Here is a 16,136-nt window from a genome sequence, read left to right as displayed (position 1 = left end):
GCCCCCCCCCCCCCCCCCCACTACCGTTCGGTGGTTTCCCACGGGAACCGCGGCAGGCTGTCCACCGCCTGTTCCAGCCGCCGCGACCAGTTCTGGTGGATGTCGGCATACAGCGCCGAATCCGCGCCCAGCCGCAGCTGCTGGCCGATGCGCAGCTCGCCATCGCGCAGCAGTGCCAGGTCGATCGGCAGGCCCACCGACAGGTTGGAGCGGATGGTCGAATCGAGCGAGACGATCGCCGTGCGCGCCGCGTCTTCCAGGCGGGTGGCCGGGCTGAGGATGCGGTCGAGGATCGGCTTGCCGTATTTGGATTCGCCGATCTGCAGGTAGGGCGTCTCCGGCGAGGCGGCAATGGCATTGCCCAGCGGATAGATCATGTACAGCCCCGGCCGCTCGCCGGCGATCTGGCCGCCGAAGATCAGCGTGGCCTGGGTGTTGACCCCGTCATGGCCGTGCTCGCTGTGGCTGCTGTGCACCTGGCTGTCGACCAGCAGCTGGCCGACGTACTCGGCGGCCTCGAACAGGTGGGCCATGTCGCGCAGGTTGGGCGTGCGCCGTTCGCCGGCGTCGCGCCCCAGCCGTGACACCAGCAGCTGGGTGGTGGCCAGGTTGCCCGCCGCCATCAGCACGTAGGCTGCCTGGCCGGGATACTCGAACACGTGCAGCTTGCGATGCACGCGCACATCGTCCAGCGAGGCATTGGTCCGGGTATCGGCGGCGAAGACCAGGCCCTCGTCGACCTCGATTCCAACGCAATAGGTCATGTCGGTGCCCTATCATGTGCGTCCCGGATTGTAGGCAGGCCGCCGTGACGACGGCATGTCCACGCCCCCCAAGTGCCGTCACCTGAACCGCATGACCACCGTGCTCCTGAGCCTGGGCAGCAACGTCCAGCCCCGCCGCTACCTCCACGCCGCGGTGACGGCCCTGCGCGAGCGCTTCGGCGCGCTGCAGGTGTCGCCCGCCTACCGTACCGCCGCGGTTGGCTTCGATGGCCCGGCCTTCCTCAACAACGCAGTGGCGATCGAGACCGGCCTGCCGCTGCAGGAGCTGGATGACTGGCTGCATGCGCTGGAAGACGCGCATGGCCGTGATCGCAGCGGGCCGCGCTTTTCCGACCGGACCCTGGACATCGACGTGGTGTTCTATGGCGACCTGGTGGTGGAAGGCCCCGGCCACCTGCGCATTCCGCGCCCGGAACTGAAGCATGCCTTCGTGCTGAAGCCGCTGGCCGGCAACATTTCAGCTGACCGTACGCCCACCGTCCACGCGCAGGGTATGGCCGGTGACGAAGCTGGCCTCGGCCACCAGCCAGTACACCGCCTCGGCGATCTCCTCGACCGTGCCGATCCGTGCCAGCGGCGTGCGCGCCAGCAGCGCCTCGCGGGCGAAATCATCCTTGCCCTGTTCCGGCCACAGGATCGCGCCGGGCGCCACCGCATTGACCCGCACCTTCGGCGCCAGCTCCAGCGCCAGCGAACGGGTGGCCATCTCCAGCGCGGCCTTGGCCATGGTGTAGGCGATGTGGTCACGCATCGGATCGGTGCCGTGCAGGTCGGTCAGGTTGACGATGCAGCCCTGCTGGCGGCGCAGGTAGGGCGCGGCTGCCTGTGACAGCAGCAGTGGCGCGCGCGCGTTGACCGCATACAGCTCGTCCATCGCCTCGGCAGTGACCTGGCCGAGCGGCGTGGGGAAGAAGTTGGAGGCGTTGTTGACCAGCGCGTCCAGGCGGCCGAAGTGGGTGACGGCCTGTTCCACCAGGTCGGGCAGGGCGTCGGCGTCGCGCAGGTCGGCCTGCAGGGCCAGCACGCTGCCCGGGCGTACGTTGTCGAAATCGAACGCGGCCTGCTGCAGTTCGGCGCTGGAGGTGTTGGCGTGCAGCACCACCGACCAGCCACAGGCGTGGAACTGGCGGGCGATGGCCGCACCGATCCGGCGCGCGCTGCCGGTGATCAGGACCACGGGGTGGGTATCGCTCATCGAGGGTCCTCCAAGGCTCGGCTATCCTGTGCACCATTGTCACCGCATTCGAAGACGCCATGCAGCCCACCTTCCCCCTGCCCGAAGCCGATGCCCTGGCCCACAGCGACCAGCTGGCCGCCGCCCTGCGCGCCGAGATCCTTGCGCAGGGCGGGGCAATGCCGTTCTCCCGCTTCATGGAGCTGTGCCTGTATACCCCGGGCTGGGGCTATTACAGCGCCGGCGCCAGCAAGTTCGGTGGCAGCGGCGACTTCACCACCGCGCCTGAGCTCGGCAGCCTGTTCGCAGGCAGCGTGGCCAATGCCCTGGCGCCGGTATTCGCCCAGCTGGGTGCGCAGGCGCGGATGCTGGAGCTGGGCGGCGGTACCGGTGCCTTCGCCGAGGCCGTGCTGCTGCGCCTGGCAGAGCTGGATGCGCTGCCCTCGCGCTACGCCATCCTCGAACCCAGCGCCGACCTGCGCGAGCGCCAGCAGCAGCGCCTGCAGCAGAACCTGCCGGCCGAGCTGGCCGCGCGCGTGGACTGGATCGACCGCCCGTTCGAAGAGGACTGGGAGGGCGTGGTGTTCGCCAACGAGGTGATCGACGCGCTGCCGACGCCGCGCTTCCTGATCCGCGATGGCGAAGTCTATGAGGAAACCGTCGAGCTGGACGCCGAAGGCCGCTTCATGCGCGGCGCGCAGCCGGCCGACATCCTGCTCAACGGCGCGGTGCGCCATATCGAGCGCTATCTGGAGAAGCCCTTCGCCGAGGGCTACCGTTCCGAAGTGCTGCCGCAGCTGCCGTACTGGTTGCAGGCAGTGGCCGGTGGCCTGCAGCGCGGTGCGATGTTGTTCGTCGACTATGGCTACAACCGCGGCGAGTTCTACCAGCATGACCGCGACGATGGCACTGTGCGTGCGTTCTACCGCCACCACGTGCACAACGACGTGCATCGCTGGCCGGGCCTGCAGGACATCACCGCCTCGGTGGACTTCACCGCGATGGCCGAAGCGGGCCTGCACGGTGGTTTCGAGCTGGCCGGCTACTGCAGCCAGGCCAGTTTCCTGCTTGGCAACGGGCTGGACCAGGTATTGCTGCTGGCCGAGGAGCGCACCGATGAAGTCGGCCGCATCCAGCTGCGCGACCAGGTGAAGAAGCTGACCCTGCCGACCGAAATGGGCGAGCGCTTCCAGGCAATCGGCCTGCAGCGTGGCGTCGATTTCGAGCCGGCCTTCGAATTGGGTGACCTGAGCTGGCGGCTGTGAGTGATGCTCGGCCGCTGATCAAGCCGCTGCGCAGGCCGCGGCTGTGGACCGTGCTGTGGGCGCTGGCGGTACTGCTGGTGATCGTGGTGTGCCTGATCCCGCCGCCGCCGATTCCGTTGCCGGAAAACAGCGACAAGGGTGAGCACTTCCTGGCCTATTTCATCCTGGCCGGCAGCGCAGTGCAGCTGTTCCGGCGCGGCCGCCCGCTGCTGTGGGTGGGCGTGGGACTGGTGCTGATGGGCATCGGCATCGAGTTCGCGCAGGGCGCGCTGACCAGCAACCGCACGGCCGATCCGATGGATGCGCTCGCCAACACGATCGGCGTGCTGGCCGGCATGGCTACCGTATTGACCCCGCTGCGCGATCTACTGCTGCGCTGGCGCGGGTAAAGGCGTGCCAACCAAGGTTGGCACCTACCGGTAGATCCACGGCACGCGTGGAGCCGTCCCGTAGATCCACGCCATGCGTGGATGAACTGCCCGGGGTGCCGACCAAGGTTGGCACCCACCAGGACAGACCTGCCCTCACTTCCCCAGCGTCACCTCATCCAGCACCCACATCGCCGGGCGCGTATCGCCGGTGAAGTTGATGCACAGGTCGCCGTTACCCTGGGTACCCTTCGGCAGCGTTGCACGCAGGGTCACGAAGCCATCGGCATCCGGCTGGGCCGGCAACGCAACTTCGGCCAGCACCTTGCCGCTGCAGTCGCCACGGCGCACCTGCATCTCGCCATGCGCACGCTTGGCTTTCTCGAAGCGACGCTTGGGTTCGTCATGGGCCAGCTGGAAGTAGTACGGAATACGGCCCGCACGCACTTCCACGCTGCCGACGCCGTCCAGCTGGGCCTGCGGCCAACGCCAGCACGGCTGGAAGATGTCGACGTTGAACACCGCGCGGCTGCCTTCGCGCGGGCCATCGTCTTCCAGGCGCAGCACCAGGCCCTTCTGGCCCACACAACTGAGCAGCTCATCGCTGCGGCGGCTGAGCAGCGACTGCGCGGTGAACGCGGCGACGGTCGGCTTTGCGGCCAGCATCTGGCCCTGATAGAACGCGGCGGCCTGCACCGTGGCCGGCAGCGTCGCGGTCAGCGGCTGCTGGTACAACGGCGACTGTGCGCTGACCGGCTGGCCATCGGTGCTGTAGCGCACCTCATAGCCCAGTGGGTTGGCCAGCGATACGGTCACGGTGTTGGCGGTGCGGTTGTCGGTGTAATCCACGCCCACTTCGAACGGCGTCTGCGCATAGGCCAGGCCCCAGGCGCGGTAGCGCTGCAGCTGCGCCGGCAGGCGCGCGAGGAAGTCGCGGAAATCGCGATGTTCCGGCGTGCTCCAACCGGTCTCGGCCACCGCGGCCAGGCGCGGGAACAGGTTGTGCTGCAGGCGTGCATAGCTGCGCGTGTGCTCGGTGAACATGTTGGCCTGCAGGCCCAGGATGTGCCCGCGCTTGTCGGCAGCCAGTTCGGCCGGCACCGGCTCGAAGTTGTACAGCTTGCCAAGGTTGACCTGGGCCGGGCGGCCCGGCGGTTCATTCGGCGATGCGGTCTGCAGGTAGTCCAGGTACAGGTAGCCGACCGGCGACATGATCACGTCATGGCCGGCGCTGGCCGCGGCCAGGCCGCCTTCGGTGCCCTGCCACGACATAACCGTGGCCTGCGGCGGCAAGCCCCCTTCGAGGATCTCGTCCCAGCCGATCAGGCGCCGGTCGTGTTCCTCCAGGAACGTCTCCAGGCGCTTGATGACGTGGCTCTGCATGGCCATCTCATTGTTGATGCCCAACGCACGCATGCGCTGCTGCACCTGCTTGGAGGCTTCCCACTGGTCCTTTACCGCCTCGTCGCCACCCACGTGCACGTACTTGGCCGGGAACAGTGCGATCACTTCTTCCAGCACGTTCTCCAGGAAGGTGACCGTGCTGTCCTCCACGTTGAACAGGTTCGGGAACACGCCCCACTCGCTGATCGGCTTCAGCGGGGTACTGATCGAGCCCAGTTCCGGGTAGGCAGCGATGGCGGCGGTGGCGTGGCCGGGCACGTCGATTTCCGGAATGACCTGGATATGCAGCGCGGCTGCATAGGCGATCACTTCGCGGATCTGCTCCTGGGTGTAGAAGCCGCAGTATGGATGCTCCTGGCCACTGACCGGGTCGATGCCGCCGTCACCGGCCGGCAGGCGGCAGCTGCCCACCTCGGTCAGCTTCGGGTAGCGCTTGATCTCCATGCGCCAGCCCTGGTCGTCGGTCAGGTGCCAGTGGAAGGTGTTGAGCTTGTGCGCGGCCATCGCGTCGAGCACGCGCTTGATCTCGTCCAGGCTCTGGAAATGCCGCGCCGAGTCGAGCATGAAGCCGCGCCAGCTGAAGCGCGGCGCATCTTGGATCTGCACCGCTGGCAGCACGCCGTTGCTGCCGCCGGTGGCGAGCTGGGCGAGGGTGGTTGCGCCATAGAACAGGCCGGTCTCGTTGCCGGCCTGGATCACCACGCCCTGCGCGGTGCTGTCCAACGTGTAACCCTCACCGCTGTCGCGGAAGGTGGGCACGATCTGGAAACGGATGCTGCCGGCCTTGCCTGCTGCCTTGCCCTTGGCCAGGGCCAGGCGCGGGCCACCACTGCGGGCCAGCAGGTCGGCAAACTGGGTGGCGACGCGTTGCGCGGCTTCGCCTTCGGCGTACAGCACGGTATCGGCACGGACAGTGATGCCGCTGCCCTGGCCACGCTGCACGTTGGACGGCGCGGGAATCAGCATCAGGCTGCCGGCGCGCAGCTGCGGGCCGGGTGCTTCTGCGGCGGGCGTGGGATCGGCGGCGAGTGCCGGCATCGCCGGCAGCAGGGCGAGCAGGCTGCCCAGCAGCACTGCGCTGCGCATCCGGGCGCGGGAAGGCTTGACCATCGGTACGACTCCTTGGAACGGTGCGATGAACGCTATACATGAAAAACGCCGGGCCCGGAATGACCCAGGCCCGGCGTGCGTGCACGACTCGGCGATGTTGCCGCCGCTGGATCAGTACTTGAAGCGGAAGTTGAGGTAGTACTGACGACCGTTTTCATAGAACGCGCTCGGGATCGAGGCGCTCTGGTAGTACTTCAGGGTCGGGTTGTTGAGGTTCAGTGCATCGAAGCTCACGCTCATCCAGTCGGTGGCCTTGTAGCTCAGCGACAGCGACAGGGTGCCGAAATCATCCTGGTAGTACGGGCTTGCGCCCTTCAGGCCGATCAGGAACGAGGAACGGTAGGTGTAGCTGACGCGCGCACCGAAGGTGTCGTTCTCGAAGTAGGCGCCCACGTTGTAGGTGTTCTTCGAGGTGCCCAGCAGGTTGTTGCTGCCGTCTTCCCAGGTATGCGAGGTGCTGCCATCGGCGTAGGTGTAGTTGGCGTTCAGGCCGAAGTTCTCGCCCAGCGGCTGTTCGTAGGCGAACTCCATGCCATAGACCTTGCCGTCGGCGTTGACCGGCACCGCGACCTGGTAGGCCTCCAGCTGGTTGCTCAGCTCGCTGTACAGCATCTGGGTCTGGGTGCCGAAGGCCACGTAGTCCTTCAGGTTCATCGAGTACGCACCCAGCGACACCAGGCCGCGCGGCATGAAGTACCACTCCAGATTGGCATCGAAGTTGGTCGACAGCACCGGCTTCAGCTTCGGGTTGCCGCCACCGCCGACCTTGGTCAGGTCCGAACCCCACGACGATGCGCCCAGTGCCGAGAAGTCCGGCAGGGTCTGGGTCTGCGACGCGGCGAAGCGGAACACCAGGTCATCGGCCAGATCGAACTTCAGGTTCGCGCTGGGCAGGATGCGGTCGTGCTTGTTCTCGAACGACAGCGACTTCCACTTGCCAAACAGGCTGCTGACGTCGGCGTTGGCGAGGTCGCTTACCGCCTGGTAGGTGTCGATGTCCTGCTTGATGTTGACGTAGCGCAGGCCGACATTGCCGCTCCAGCGGTCGCCGCTGAAGTTGGCCTGCACATAGCCGGCGAAGTTCTTCTCGGCGACCTTCCACTCGGCGCCGTAGTTGTGGCGACCGGTCGGGCCGTCATTGCCGGCCAGCCAGGTGGAGTTGTTGAGCACCGCGTCCTTCAGCGCACCCGGGGTGTAGTACCAGATGTTGCGCGGGAAGTTGCCGCCGATGCCGCCAGCGAATCCGCCCGGGAAGCTGCCGGTCGGAGCGCCCTTCAGTGCGTCCCAGATCGCGCCCGGGGTGGCGCCTTCCGGCGACAGCGCTTCGCGCTTGTGGTCGGCATAGCGCACGCCGAAGTCGAGCGAGTTCAGCGCGCCGCCATCGTTGAAGTACTGGTTGAAGTCGGCGGTGAACCACTTTTCCTTGTCTTCGGCAGTCACTTCCTGGTTACCCCAGGTACCGAAACTGGTCACGCCGTTCGGGCTGATGTCGCCGCCCACGTTCCAGTCCACCGGCGAGCCGTTGCCGTGGGTAGTCCAGTTGGCGCCGCCGCCGTCGGCCACGGTCACTTCCGCGATGAACTGGCGCGGGGTGGTGCCGGTGCCCTTGGTGCTGCCGGCCTGGAACTTGGCATTGAGGCTGTCGTTGATCTGCCAGTCGGCGTCGAGGGTGATGTAGTTGCTCTTGGCGGTGGCCTCGCGGTAGATCATGTCGTACACCGCGTACGGCGTGCCGGCGACGCCTGCGAAGTTGGCGTTGGTCAGCACGCCATCCTTGACCACATAGCCCGGCAGCGGCGCCTGGCCCGGACGGGTGATCACGCCGGCGTCGTTCTTGTCGTCGCCCATGATCTTGCTGCCCCACAACATGAAGTTGCGGTTGTAGTTGTTGGCTTCCATCTTCGAGCTGAAGCCTTCCAGGCCCAGGGTCAGATTGTCGGCCGGCTTGAACTGCAGCGAGATCAGGCCACCCTTGCGCTCGCGGGTCTGTTCGAACAGGGTCGAGCCCAGCAGCGCAGGCGCATAGACGCCGGCCAGGTCCGGGTTGGACTTGGCGACAGAGCCGTTCGGGTCGATCTTGAAGAAGCCCGAGGGGATTTCCTGCGCTTCACGGCGCAGCTCGCGCTTCTGGCTGAAGCCCTGCACCATCACGCCGAAGGTGCCGTCGTCGTTCTTGTAGTTGAACAGGCCCGACAGCTGCGGGTCATTCGACTTGGCCTGGTCCGAACGCACCGCGCCGATCGAAGCTTCAGCAGTGATCTGCTTGGAGAACTCCAGCGGCTTGCGGGTGAGGATGTTGACGGTACCGGTGGTGCCGCCATCCTGCAGCTTGGCCTGCGAGGACTTGTTCACTTCCACCGAGCGCACCAGTTCCGACGGCAGCAGGGTGTAGCTGACGCTGCGGCCGACGTTGCTGCCCTGGCTGAGCACGAACCAGTCGGCCGAGCCGACGCTGTGGCCGTTGATCAGGGTCTGGGTCAGGCTCGGGCTGGTGCCACGCAGGCTGACACGGTCAGCTTCGTCGAAGCCGCCTTCGTCGGCGCTGGACGAGCTGATGTTGACGCCCGGCAGGCGCTGCAGGGTGTCGGCGACGTTGTGCGCCGGCAGCTTGCCGACGTCTTCGGCGGTGACCACTTCCACGCGCGCATTGGCTTCGCGCTTGGTGTCCAGCGACTTTTCCATCGAACCACGGATGCCGGTGACCTGCACGGTATCCAGGTCGGTGGCGGTCTGGGCGGCCTGCTGTGCATGCGCACTGAAGGCGATGCAGCTGACGATGGCGGCCGAAAGCAGGGTCTTGCGGGTATTCATGATGTCTCTCCTCATCACTCGATTGGATGCCGGCGGCGGTGTTCGATTACGGTTGCGATGACATGCGCGGGGCGGCGGCGAAGTCCCGTGCGTTGGCGTGCCACGTACAGCGTGCTGCGATTGCGTTGAAGCCTGTTGCGGTGTCAGGCGGCCGACTGCTGCAGGTACCAGCTGGCAGCGCCGACCACGCCCAGCTGGCCGTGCTCGACGACCTTCACCGGGATGCGTGCCAGTGCTTCGCCCATCGGCCCCTTCTGCAGGTACCGTTCGACGAAGGTGCTGGCGTGCAGGTATTCGCGGATCTGCGGCAGGATGCCGCCGGCCAGGTAGACACCACCATGGGCGCCGTAGAACAGCGCCATGTCACCGATGGTGCTGCCGAGCAGGCCGCAGAACACATCCAGCGCCTGGCGTGCGTGCGCATCGGTATCGGCCATGGCGGCCGCGGTGACCGCATCCGGGCTGGCCAGCGTCGGTGCCTGCCCCTGCAGCGCACATACCGCGCGGTACAGGTTCATCAGGCCCGGGCCGGAGATTGCATGCTCGATCGACACGTGGGCGCGGTCGCGCTGCATGTGGCGGACGATGGCCATTTCCAGCTCGGTGCTGGCGGCCAGGGTCGGCTGGCCGGCTTCCGTCGGCAGCACCACCGGGCCGTGTGCGGTGGGAATCCACAGCGCGGCGCCGAGGCCGGTGCCCGGGCCGACCACCAGGGTCGGGCCGCGTGCAGCGGTCTCTGGTCCGCACAGGTGCAGCACGCCGCTGGCGTCCACCTGCGCAGCGGCGTAGGCCACCGCTTCAAAGTCGTTGACGATGTAGACCCGCTGCAGGCCGACGTCGGCTTCCACCTGGCGCGCCGACAGCGGCCACGGCAGGTTGGCGGTGATCACCGTGCCGTCCTCGCGGGCATAGCCGGCGCTGGCGACCACGCAGTGCGTGGGTCGCGGGCCTTCGCCGAGGAAGTCGGAGAGGATCGCGCTGAGGCCGGCATGGTCGGCATTGCGGTACTTGCGGTATTCCAGCACCTGCACCGGGTGGGCGGCATCACCACTGGCCTGGACCCGGGCCACGCGCACATGGGTGCCACCGACGTCGGCGGCCAGGAACGAGGGCGCGACTCGGGACAGGACATGGGCCGGGGCGGGGTGGCTGGCGGTCACGCGGGCTCCTGCTGCAGGTGGGGCCGGCCCCGGGATCGGGGGCGGCGATTGGGGCGGAGTCTGTAACCCCGCTGACAACGATGTCAACGAGTTCGTGACACTTTCGTTGCTGCGCCGCAACGAATGCGACATGCAGTAAACGTTTACATGGCGTGAGCATGGGTTTCACGCGGGAACCGTTGCTGCACGGGGCTCAAGGGCTGCGGCGCATTCAGCACGATGCGCCGGGATCGGCTTGCGCAGTGCAGCACGAGGTTCACGGGGTGATGCAGGGAAGTTGACAAACCGCGGTTGTCCATCGAAAGAATGTGACAACGTTGTTCCCAGCCACTCTCCGACGCCGCGTTCTGCGGCCGTCGCCGCAGGAGCCCTCCTGATGTCCGCCGTCCCCGCTGCAAGCGCGCGCCCGAACGTGGCCACCTCCATCGCCATCGTCGGCGTGCTGTTCTTTCTGATCGGCTTCTTCACCTGGCTCAACGGGCCGCTGATCACCTTCGTCAAGCTCGCCTTCGAACTCAGCGAGGTCGGCGCCTTCCTGGTGCTGATGGTGTTCTACCTGTCCTACTTCTTCCTGGCCCTGCCGTCGTCGTGGATCCTGCGCCGCACCGGCATGAAGAAGGGCCTGAGCCTGAGCCTGTTGGTGATGGCCGGGGGTGCCGCGCTGTTCGGTGAATTCGCCACCCAGCGCTGGTACCCGGGCGCGCTCGGTGGCCTGTTCGTGATCGGCAGCGGCCTGGCCCTGCTGCAGACCGCGATCAACCCCTACATCTCCATCCTCGGCCCGATCGAGACCGCGGCGCGGCGCATCGCGCTGATGGGCATCTGCAACAAGATCGCCGGCATGCTGGCGCCGGTGCTGATCGGTACCGTGGTGCTGCACGGCATCGGTGACCTGTCGGCCAGCGTGGCCGTTGCCGATGAAGCGACCAAGGCGCAGCTGCTCAACGATTTCGCCGCCAAGATCCACGCGCCGTACCTGGCCATGGCCGGTCTGCTGGTGCTGCTGGCGGTGGCCGTGCTGTTCTCGCCGCTGCCGGAAATCAAGTCCGCCGAAGCCAACGCCACGCCCACCACCGCCGGTGCCGCCGAGCGCCGCAGCATCTTCCAGTTCCCGCACCTGTGGCTGGGCGTGCTGTGCCTGTTCGTGTACGTGGGCGTGGAGGTGATGGCCGGCGATGCGATCGGTACCTATGGCCACGGCTTCGACCTGCCGCTGGACCAGACCAAGATGTTCACCTCGCTGACCCTGTTTGCCATGCTCATCGGCTACGTGGTCGGCCTGCTGCTGATCCCGAAGGTGGTCTCGCAGTCACGCTACCTGACCATTTCCGCCGTGCTGGGCGTGGTGTTCTGCCTCGGCGCCTGGGTCACCCACGGCTACGTCTCGGTGGGCTTCGTGGCCGCACTGGGCTTTGCCAACGCGATGATGTGGCCGGCGATCTTCCCGCTGGCGATCCGTGGCCTGGGCCGCTTCACCGAAACCGGTTCGGCGCTGCTGGTGATGGGCATCGCCGGCGGCGCGATCATTCCCCAGCTGTTCGCCGTGCTCAAGCAGCACATCGACTTCCAGCTGGTGTTCGTGCTGCTGATGGTGCCGTGCTACCTGTACATCCTGTTCTACTCGGTGATCGGCCATCGCGCCGGCCTGCCGCAGGACAAGGCCTGATCGGCGATGATGGACGGCAGCCAACCCCAGGGAAAACCCATGCGCAGAGCGACCATCAAGGACGTTGCGGAGAAGGCCAAGGTCTCGCTGAAGACGGTCTCGCGGGTGATCAACAACGAGCCCTCGGTGATGCAGGCCACCCGTGCACGGGTGCTGCGTGCCATCGCCGAGCTCGACTACGAGCCCGACCCGTCCGCGCGCAACCTGCGCAGCGGCACCACCTTCGTGATCGGGCTGGTCTACGACAACCCGAACCCGTACCACATCATCGGCGTGCAGAACGGCGTGCTGGCCGCCTGCCGCGAGACCGGGTTTGGCCTGCAGATCCATCCCTGCGATTCCAGCTCGCCGCTGCTGGCCGATGAACTGGCCGACTGGGTGCAGCGTTCGCGCCTGGCTGGGCTGGTGCTGACCGCACCGATGTCCGAGCGCCGCGACCTGATCCAGGCGTTGACCGCGCGTGGCATCAAGCTGGTGCGCATCATCGCTGCCACCGAAGACCCGGCCGACGGCGCCTGTGTGTTCGTCGACGACCGCGAGGCCGCCTACGAAATCACCGAGCACCTGATCCAGCTGGGCCACCAGCGCATCGGCTTCCTCTGGGGCGGCATCTCGCACCGCTCCTCCGGCGAGCGCTATGCCGGTTACGAGGCTGCGCTGAAGGACTACGGCATGACCGTGGACAAGCACCTGGTGGTGCAGGGTGATTACACCTTCGACGACGGTTTCCGCGGCGCGCGCCGCCTGCTGGCGCTGCGCGAGCCTCCCACCGCCATCTTCGGCTCCAACGATGAAATCGCCGCCGGCGTGCTGGCCGCCGCCAAGTCGGCCGGCATGAACGTGCCCTATGACCTGTCCATCGCCGGCTTCGAGGACAGCCCGTTCTCGCGCCAGTCGTGGCCGCCGCTGACCACCGCCAAGCAGGCCACCGAGGACATCGCGCGCCACGCCGCGCGCCTGCTGATCGCGCAGCTGCGCAGCGACGCCTACGACGATGCGCCCGCGCCGCTGCACAACCAGGGCTTCGTGCCACAACTGGTGGTGCGCGGTTCGACCGCACCGATGCGCCCGGCCGGCGCACGCCCCCTTCCTTCCGATCCTGCCTGAGCCTGCCATGTCGCTGTCAGACCCCACTTCCACCCTGATGTTCGCCGAGGCCGCTGAAGCAGCCGACGTGGTCGCCCGTCAGTTCTCGCGCAACCACGCCACCATGGAAACCCTGGCCGCCAGCCTGCGCGCGGCGCCGCCGCCGTTCGTGGTCACCTGCGCGCGTGGCAGCTCCGACCATGCCGCCACCTACGGCAAATACCTGCTGGAGACCCAGCTGGGCCTGGTGGTTGCCTCGGCCTCGCCGTCGGTGGGCTCGGTGTATGCCGCACCGCTGCAATTGCGCGGCGCACTGTTCATCGTCATCTCGCAGTCCGGCAAGAGCCCCGACCTGTTGCGCAATGCGGAAGCCGCCAAGGCGGCCGGTGCGCGCGTGATCGCGCTGGTCAACGTCGAGGATTCGCCCCTGGCGCAGCTGGCCGATACGGTCATTCCGCTGCATGCCGGTGCCGAGAAGAGCGTGGCGGCCACCAAGAGCTACCTGGCTTCGCTGGCTGCGCTGCTGCAGCTGGCCGCGTACTGGAAGCAGGACAGCAACCTGCGCGCGGCACTGGACCTGTTGCCCGATGCGATGCGTGCGGCTTGGCAGTGCGATTGGAGTGCGGTGACCGACGGCCTGGTCGAGGCCACCAACCTGTTCGTGCTCGGCCGCGGCCTGGGCCTGGGCGCGGCGCAGGAAGCCGCGTTGAAGTTCAAGGAAACCTGCAGCCTGCACGCCGAGGCCTACAGTTCGGCCGAGGTCAAGCACGGCCCGATGGCGCTGGTCGATCGTGGCTTCCCGGTGCTTGCCTTCGCGCAGCCGGACGAGACCGGCGCCGGTACCCGCGCAGTGGTCGATGAGTTCACCGCGCGCGGTGCGCAGGTGTGGATGGCCGGTGCTGGTGGCAACCTGCCGGTGGCGGCCGCGCCGCATCCGCTGTGCGCGCCGCTGCTGACCGTGCAGAGCTTCTACCGCGCGATCAACGCGCTGGCGCTGCGCCGTGGCTTCAACCCGGATCTGCCGCCGCACCTGAACAAGGTCACGGAGACGGTCTGATGGCCACGGTCCTGCGTAACGCCCGCATCCTTGCAGGCGATGAATTCCGCGACGATCTGGCGGTGGTGATCGAGGACGGCCGCATCAGTGCGCTGCTGCCCGATGCCGCGCCGCAGCTCGGCCAGGCCGCCGCGCAGGTGGACCTGGGCGGTGGCTGGCTGCTGCCCGGTTTCATCGACGTGCAGGTCAACGGCGGCGGCGGCGCGCTGTTCAACAACACGCCGGACGTAGCATCGCTGCGCACCATCGCGCAGGCGCACCGCCGTTTCGGCACCACCGCGATGCTGCCGACGCTGATCAGCGACGACGTGGGCGTGATGCGCGAGGCCATCGGTGCGATGCGCGAGGCCATCGCACAGGGCGTGCCGGGCGTGATCGGCATCCATCTGGAAGGCCCCTACATCGCACCTGCGCGCAAGGGCACGCACGATGCCAGCAAGTTCCGCGTGCCGGACGAGGAAGAGATCGCACTGGCCGCATCGCTCGACAACGGCGTGACGCTGCTGACGCTGGCGCCGGAACGCGTGCCGCTGGAGACCATCCGTGCGCTGGTCGAGCGTGGCGTGATCGTTGCCGCTGGGCATACCGCGGGCAGCTACGAAGAGATCCGCGCCGGCCTGGATGCCGGCGTGCGTGGCTTCACCCATCTGTACAACGCAATGTCGCCATTGCAGGGCCGCGAGCCCGGCGCAGTGGGCGCCGCGCTGGAAGACCGCGACAGCTGGATCGGCATCATCGTCGATGGCGTGCATGTGCATCCGGCCAGCCTGCGCGTGGCCCTGGCGGCCAAGCCGCGTGGCCGCCTGCTGCTGGTGACCGATGCAATGCCGCCGGTCGGTGCCGATGACCCGAGCTATGTGCTGTACGGCGAAACCATCACGGCCATCGACGGCGTGGTCCGCAACGCTGCAGGTGCACTGGCCGGTTCGGCGCTGGACATGGCCACCGCCGTGCGCAACACGGTGCAGCTGCTCGGCCAGCCGCTGGCCGAAGCGGCGCGCATGGCCTCGACCTATCCGGCGCAGTTCCTCAATGTCGATGACCGCCTCGGCCACATCGCAGAGGGCTACCAGGCCGACCTGGTGCTGCTGGATGACGCCCTGCAGGTGCGTGGCACCTGGATCGCCGGACAGTACGAGGCCGCCTGATGAACGCTACGCCGCCACGCCGGCTGGGCTCGATCGATGCCCTGCGCGGCATCACCGTGGCGGCGATGCTGCTGGTCAACAACCCGGGTGACTGGAGCGCGGTATTCGCACCATTGCGTCATTCGGAATGGCATGGCTGCACGCCCACCGATCTGGTGTTCCCGTTCTTCCTGTTCCTGGTCGGTGTGTCGATGGCCTTCAGCGTGGCACCGCGCGCGCTGGACGCGTCGGTCCGCCCTGCGTTGGCGCGTGGCGTGCTGGAACGCGCGCTGCGCATCCTGCTGGCCGGTGCGCTGTTGCATCTGTTGATCTGGTGGGCGCTGCAGACGCATCACTTCCGCATATGGGGCGTGCTGCAACGCATCGCGATGTGTGCGGCGCTGGTGGGCGTGCTGGCGGTGTATGCGCGGCCGCGCGTGCAGGCGGCTGTGCTGGTCACGCTGCTGGTGGGGTACACCGTACTGCTGCTGGGCATCGGCGATCTGGCGCCGTGGACCAATCCGGCCAGCCGCCTGGATACCGCGCTGTTCGCCCCGTGGATCTACCAGTGGCACGCCGATACCGGGCTTGGCCATGACCCGGAAGGATTGCTGAGCACCCTGGGCGCCCTGGCCAGCACCGTGCTCGGCCTGTTGGCCGGCGGCCTGCTGCGCAACGGGCGTTCGGCGGCCTTGGCCGGGCTGGGCGTGGCAACCGCTGTGCTTGGGTTGCTGCTGGCCACCGTGCTGCCGTTGAACAAACAGCTGTGGACGCCCAGCTATGTGCTGTGGACCGGTGGCCTTGCCGCGCTGGCGCTGTGGCTGGGCCACGTGCTGATCGACCGCAAGGGTTGGCCGGCGCTGGGGCGGCGCTTCGGGGTCAATGCGATCACCGCCTATCTTGGCGCGTCGGTCATGTCGGTGGTGCTGATGGCTACCGGCGCCTGGGGCTGGATCTGGCAGCAGCTGGCCCATGCGATGCCGCAGGCGCTGGAGCTGGCATCGATGCTGCAGGCGGTAGCGTTCGTCGCGCTGTGGTGGGGCGTGGCCTGGTGGTTGGACCGACGGAAGATCTACCTGAAGATCTGACACGCCCCATCCACGCATGGCGTGGATCTACGGTG

At 67.4% G+C, this 16,136-nt stretch carries 12 protein-coding genes and 1 pseudogene; 8 read left to right on the top strand and 5 right to left on the bottom strand.

Annotated features, from left to right (window positions below):
- Window positions 1-20: 20 nt before the first annotated feature.
- A complete protein-coding gene (locus QRO93_RS09225; protein ID WP_053450817.1) occupies window positions 21-764 on the bottom strand; it encodes a 20S proteasome subunit A/B in 744 nt (247 codons plus the stop codon).
- A 91-nt stretch (window positions 765-855) separates the two neighbouring features.
- On the opposite strand from QRO93_RS09225, the pseudogene folK reads away from it, so the two are divergent.
- A pseudogene (gene folK / locus QRO93_RS09220) lies at window positions 856-1,233 on the top strand (2-amino-4-hydroxy-6-hydroxymethyldihydropteridine diphosphokinase); the annotation flags it as partial.
- Between the two features lie 9 nt (window positions 1,234-1,242).
- On the opposite strand, the gene QRO93_RS09215 reads toward folK, so the two are convergent.
- Window positions 1,243-1,980, bottom strand: coding sequence for a pteridine reductase (locus QRO93_RS09215; RefSeq protein ID WP_008265570.1), 738 nt, complete (start codon window positions 1,978-1,980; stop codon window positions 1,243-1,245).
- Window positions 1,981-2,039: 59 nt separating this feature from the next.
- Here QRO93_RS09215 and QRO93_RS09210 point away from each other — a divergent pair, with 59 nt between their 5' ends.
- Window positions 2,040-3,224: a class I SAM-dependent methyltransferase gene (locus tag QRO93_RS09210; RefSeq protein WP_274511158.1), complete on the top strand. Its 1,185-nt coding sequence runs from the start codon at window positions 2,040-2,042 to the stop codon at window positions 3,222-3,224.
- Window positions 3,221-3,613, top strand: coding sequence for a VanZ family protein (locus tag QRO93_RS09205; protein WP_049458854.1), 393 nt, complete (start codon window positions 3,221-3,223; stop codon window positions 3,611-3,613). The genes QRO93_RS09210 and QRO93_RS09205 overlap by 4 nt, the downstream gene beginning before the upstream one ends.
- A 135-nt stretch (window positions 3,614-3,748) precedes the next feature.
- Here the strand turns inward: QRO93_RS09205 and QRO93_RS09200 are convergent, their stop codons facing one another.
- The 3 genes from QRO93_RS09200 to QRO93_RS09190 form a co-directional block, all read right to left on the bottom strand.
- Complete coding sequence (locus QRO93_RS09200; protein ID WP_180880934.1) at window positions 3,749-6,106, bottom strand: beta-N-acetylhexosaminidase; 2,358 nt, start codon at window positions 6,104-6,106, stop codon at window positions 3,749-3,751.
- 111 nt (window positions 6,107-6,217) lie between these two features.
- A complete protein-coding gene (locus QRO93_RS09195; protein ID WP_180880936.1) occupies window positions 6,218-8,917 on the bottom strand; it encodes a TonB-dependent receptor in 2,700 nt (899 codons plus the stop codon).
- A 143-nt stretch (window positions 8,918-9,060) separates the two neighbouring features.
- Window positions 9,061-10,077 carry a glucokinase family protein gene (locus QRO93_RS09190; protein WP_180880938.1) on the bottom strand — a complete coding sequence of 339 codons (1,017 nt, stop codon included), beginning with the start codon at window positions 10,075-10,077 and terminating at the stop codon, window positions 9,061-9,063.
- 376 nt (window positions 10,078-10,453) lie between these two features.
- On the opposite strand from QRO93_RS09190, the gene QRO93_RS09185 reads away from it, so the two are divergent.
- Genes QRO93_RS09185 through QRO93_RS09165 form a run of 5 tightly spaced genes read left to right on the top strand, consistent with a single transcriptional unit; the run spans window position 10,454 to window position 16,101 of the window.
- Entirely contained in the window at window positions 10,454-11,743 is a 1,290-nt protein-coding gene (locus tag QRO93_RS09185) for a sugar MFS transporter (RefSeq protein ID WP_053450811.1), read from the top strand.
- 39 nt (window positions 11,744-11,782) lie between these two features.
- On the top strand, window positions 11,783-12,850 hold the full coding sequence (locus QRO93_RS09180) for a LacI family DNA-binding transcriptional regulator (RefSeq protein ID WP_006391719.1): 1,068 nt from the start codon (window positions 11,783-11,785) through the stop codon (window positions 12,848-12,850).
- Window positions 12,851-12,857: 7 nt separating this feature from the next.
- Window positions 12,858-13,886, top strand: coding sequence for an SIS domain-containing protein (locus QRO93_RS09175; RefSeq protein ID WP_049458849.1), 1,029 nt, complete (start codon window positions 12,858-12,860; stop codon window positions 13,884-13,886).
- Window positions 13,886-15,034 carry an N-acetylglucosamine-6-phosphate deacetylase gene (gene nagA / locus QRO93_RS09170; protein WP_180880940.1) on the top strand — a complete coding sequence of 383 codons (1,149 nt, stop codon included), beginning with the start codon at window positions 13,886-13,888 and terminating at the stop codon, window positions 15,032-15,034. Before QRO93_RS09175 ends, nagA begins: the two co-directional genes overlap by 1 nt.
- Window positions 15,034-16,101: an acyltransferase family protein gene (locus tag QRO93_RS09165; protein WP_285304112.1), complete on the top strand. Its 1,068-nt coding sequence runs from the start codon at window positions 15,034-15,036 to the stop codon at window positions 16,099-16,101. The genes nagA and QRO93_RS09165 overlap by 1 nt, the downstream gene beginning before the upstream one ends.
- The last annotated feature ends 35 nt before the right edge of the window (window positions 16,102-16,136 follow it).

The organism is Stenotrophomonas maltophilia group sp. Smal17 (assembly GCF_030237045.1).
GTDB lineage: Bacteria > Pseudomonadota > Gammaproteobacteria > Xanthomonadales > Xanthomonadaceae > Stenotrophomonas > Stenotrophomonas forensis.
Note: the sequence above shows the minus strand (reverse complement) of the source record. Positions and strands in the feature narration are given on the sequence as shown.

What these genes read in the sequence shown, in the direction of transcription:
- QRO93_RS09195 (WP_180880936.1), bottom strand. Translation starts at nt 8,917, where the DNA reads ATGAATACCCGCAAGACCCTGCTTTCGGCCGCCATCGTCAGCTGCATC.
- QRO93_RS09200 (WP_180880934.1), bottom strand. Translation starts at nt 6,106, where the DNA reads ATGGTCAAGCCTTCCCGCGCCCGGATGCGCAGCGCAGTGCTGCTGGGC.
- QRO93_RS09180 (WP_006391719.1), top strand. Translation starts at nt 11,783, where the DNA reads ATGCGCAGAGCGACCATCAAGGACGTTGCGGAGAAGGCCAAGGTCTCG.
- QRO93_RS09215 (WP_008265570.1), bottom strand. Translation starts at nt 1,980, where the DNA reads ATGAGCGATACCCACCCCGTGGTCCTGATCACCGGCAGCGCGCGCCGG.
- nagA (WP_180880940.1), top strand. Translation starts at nt 13,886, where the DNA reads ATGGCCACGGTCCTGCGTAACGCCCGCATCCTTGCAGGCGATGAATTC.
- QRO93_RS09210 (WP_274511158.1), top strand. Translation starts at nt 2,040, where the DNA reads ATGCAGCCCACCTTCCCCCTGCCCGAAGCCGATGCCCTGGCCCACAGC.
- QRO93_RS09175 (WP_049458849.1), top strand. Translation starts at nt 12,858, where the DNA reads ATGTCGCTGTCAGACCCCACTTCCACCCTGATGTTCGCCGAGGCCGCT.
- QRO93_RS09165 (WP_285304112.1), top strand. Translation starts at nt 15,034, where the DNA reads ATGAACGCTACGCCGCCACGCCGGCTGGGCTCGATCGATGCCCTGCGC.
- QRO93_RS09225 (WP_053450817.1), bottom strand. Translation starts at nt 764, where the DNA reads ATGACCTATTGCGTTGGAATCGAGGTCGACGAGGGCCTGGTCTTCGCC.
- QRO93_RS09185 (WP_053450811.1), top strand. Translation starts at nt 10,454, where the DNA reads ATGTCCGCCGTCCCCGCTGCAAGCGCGCGCCCGAACGTGGCCACCTCC.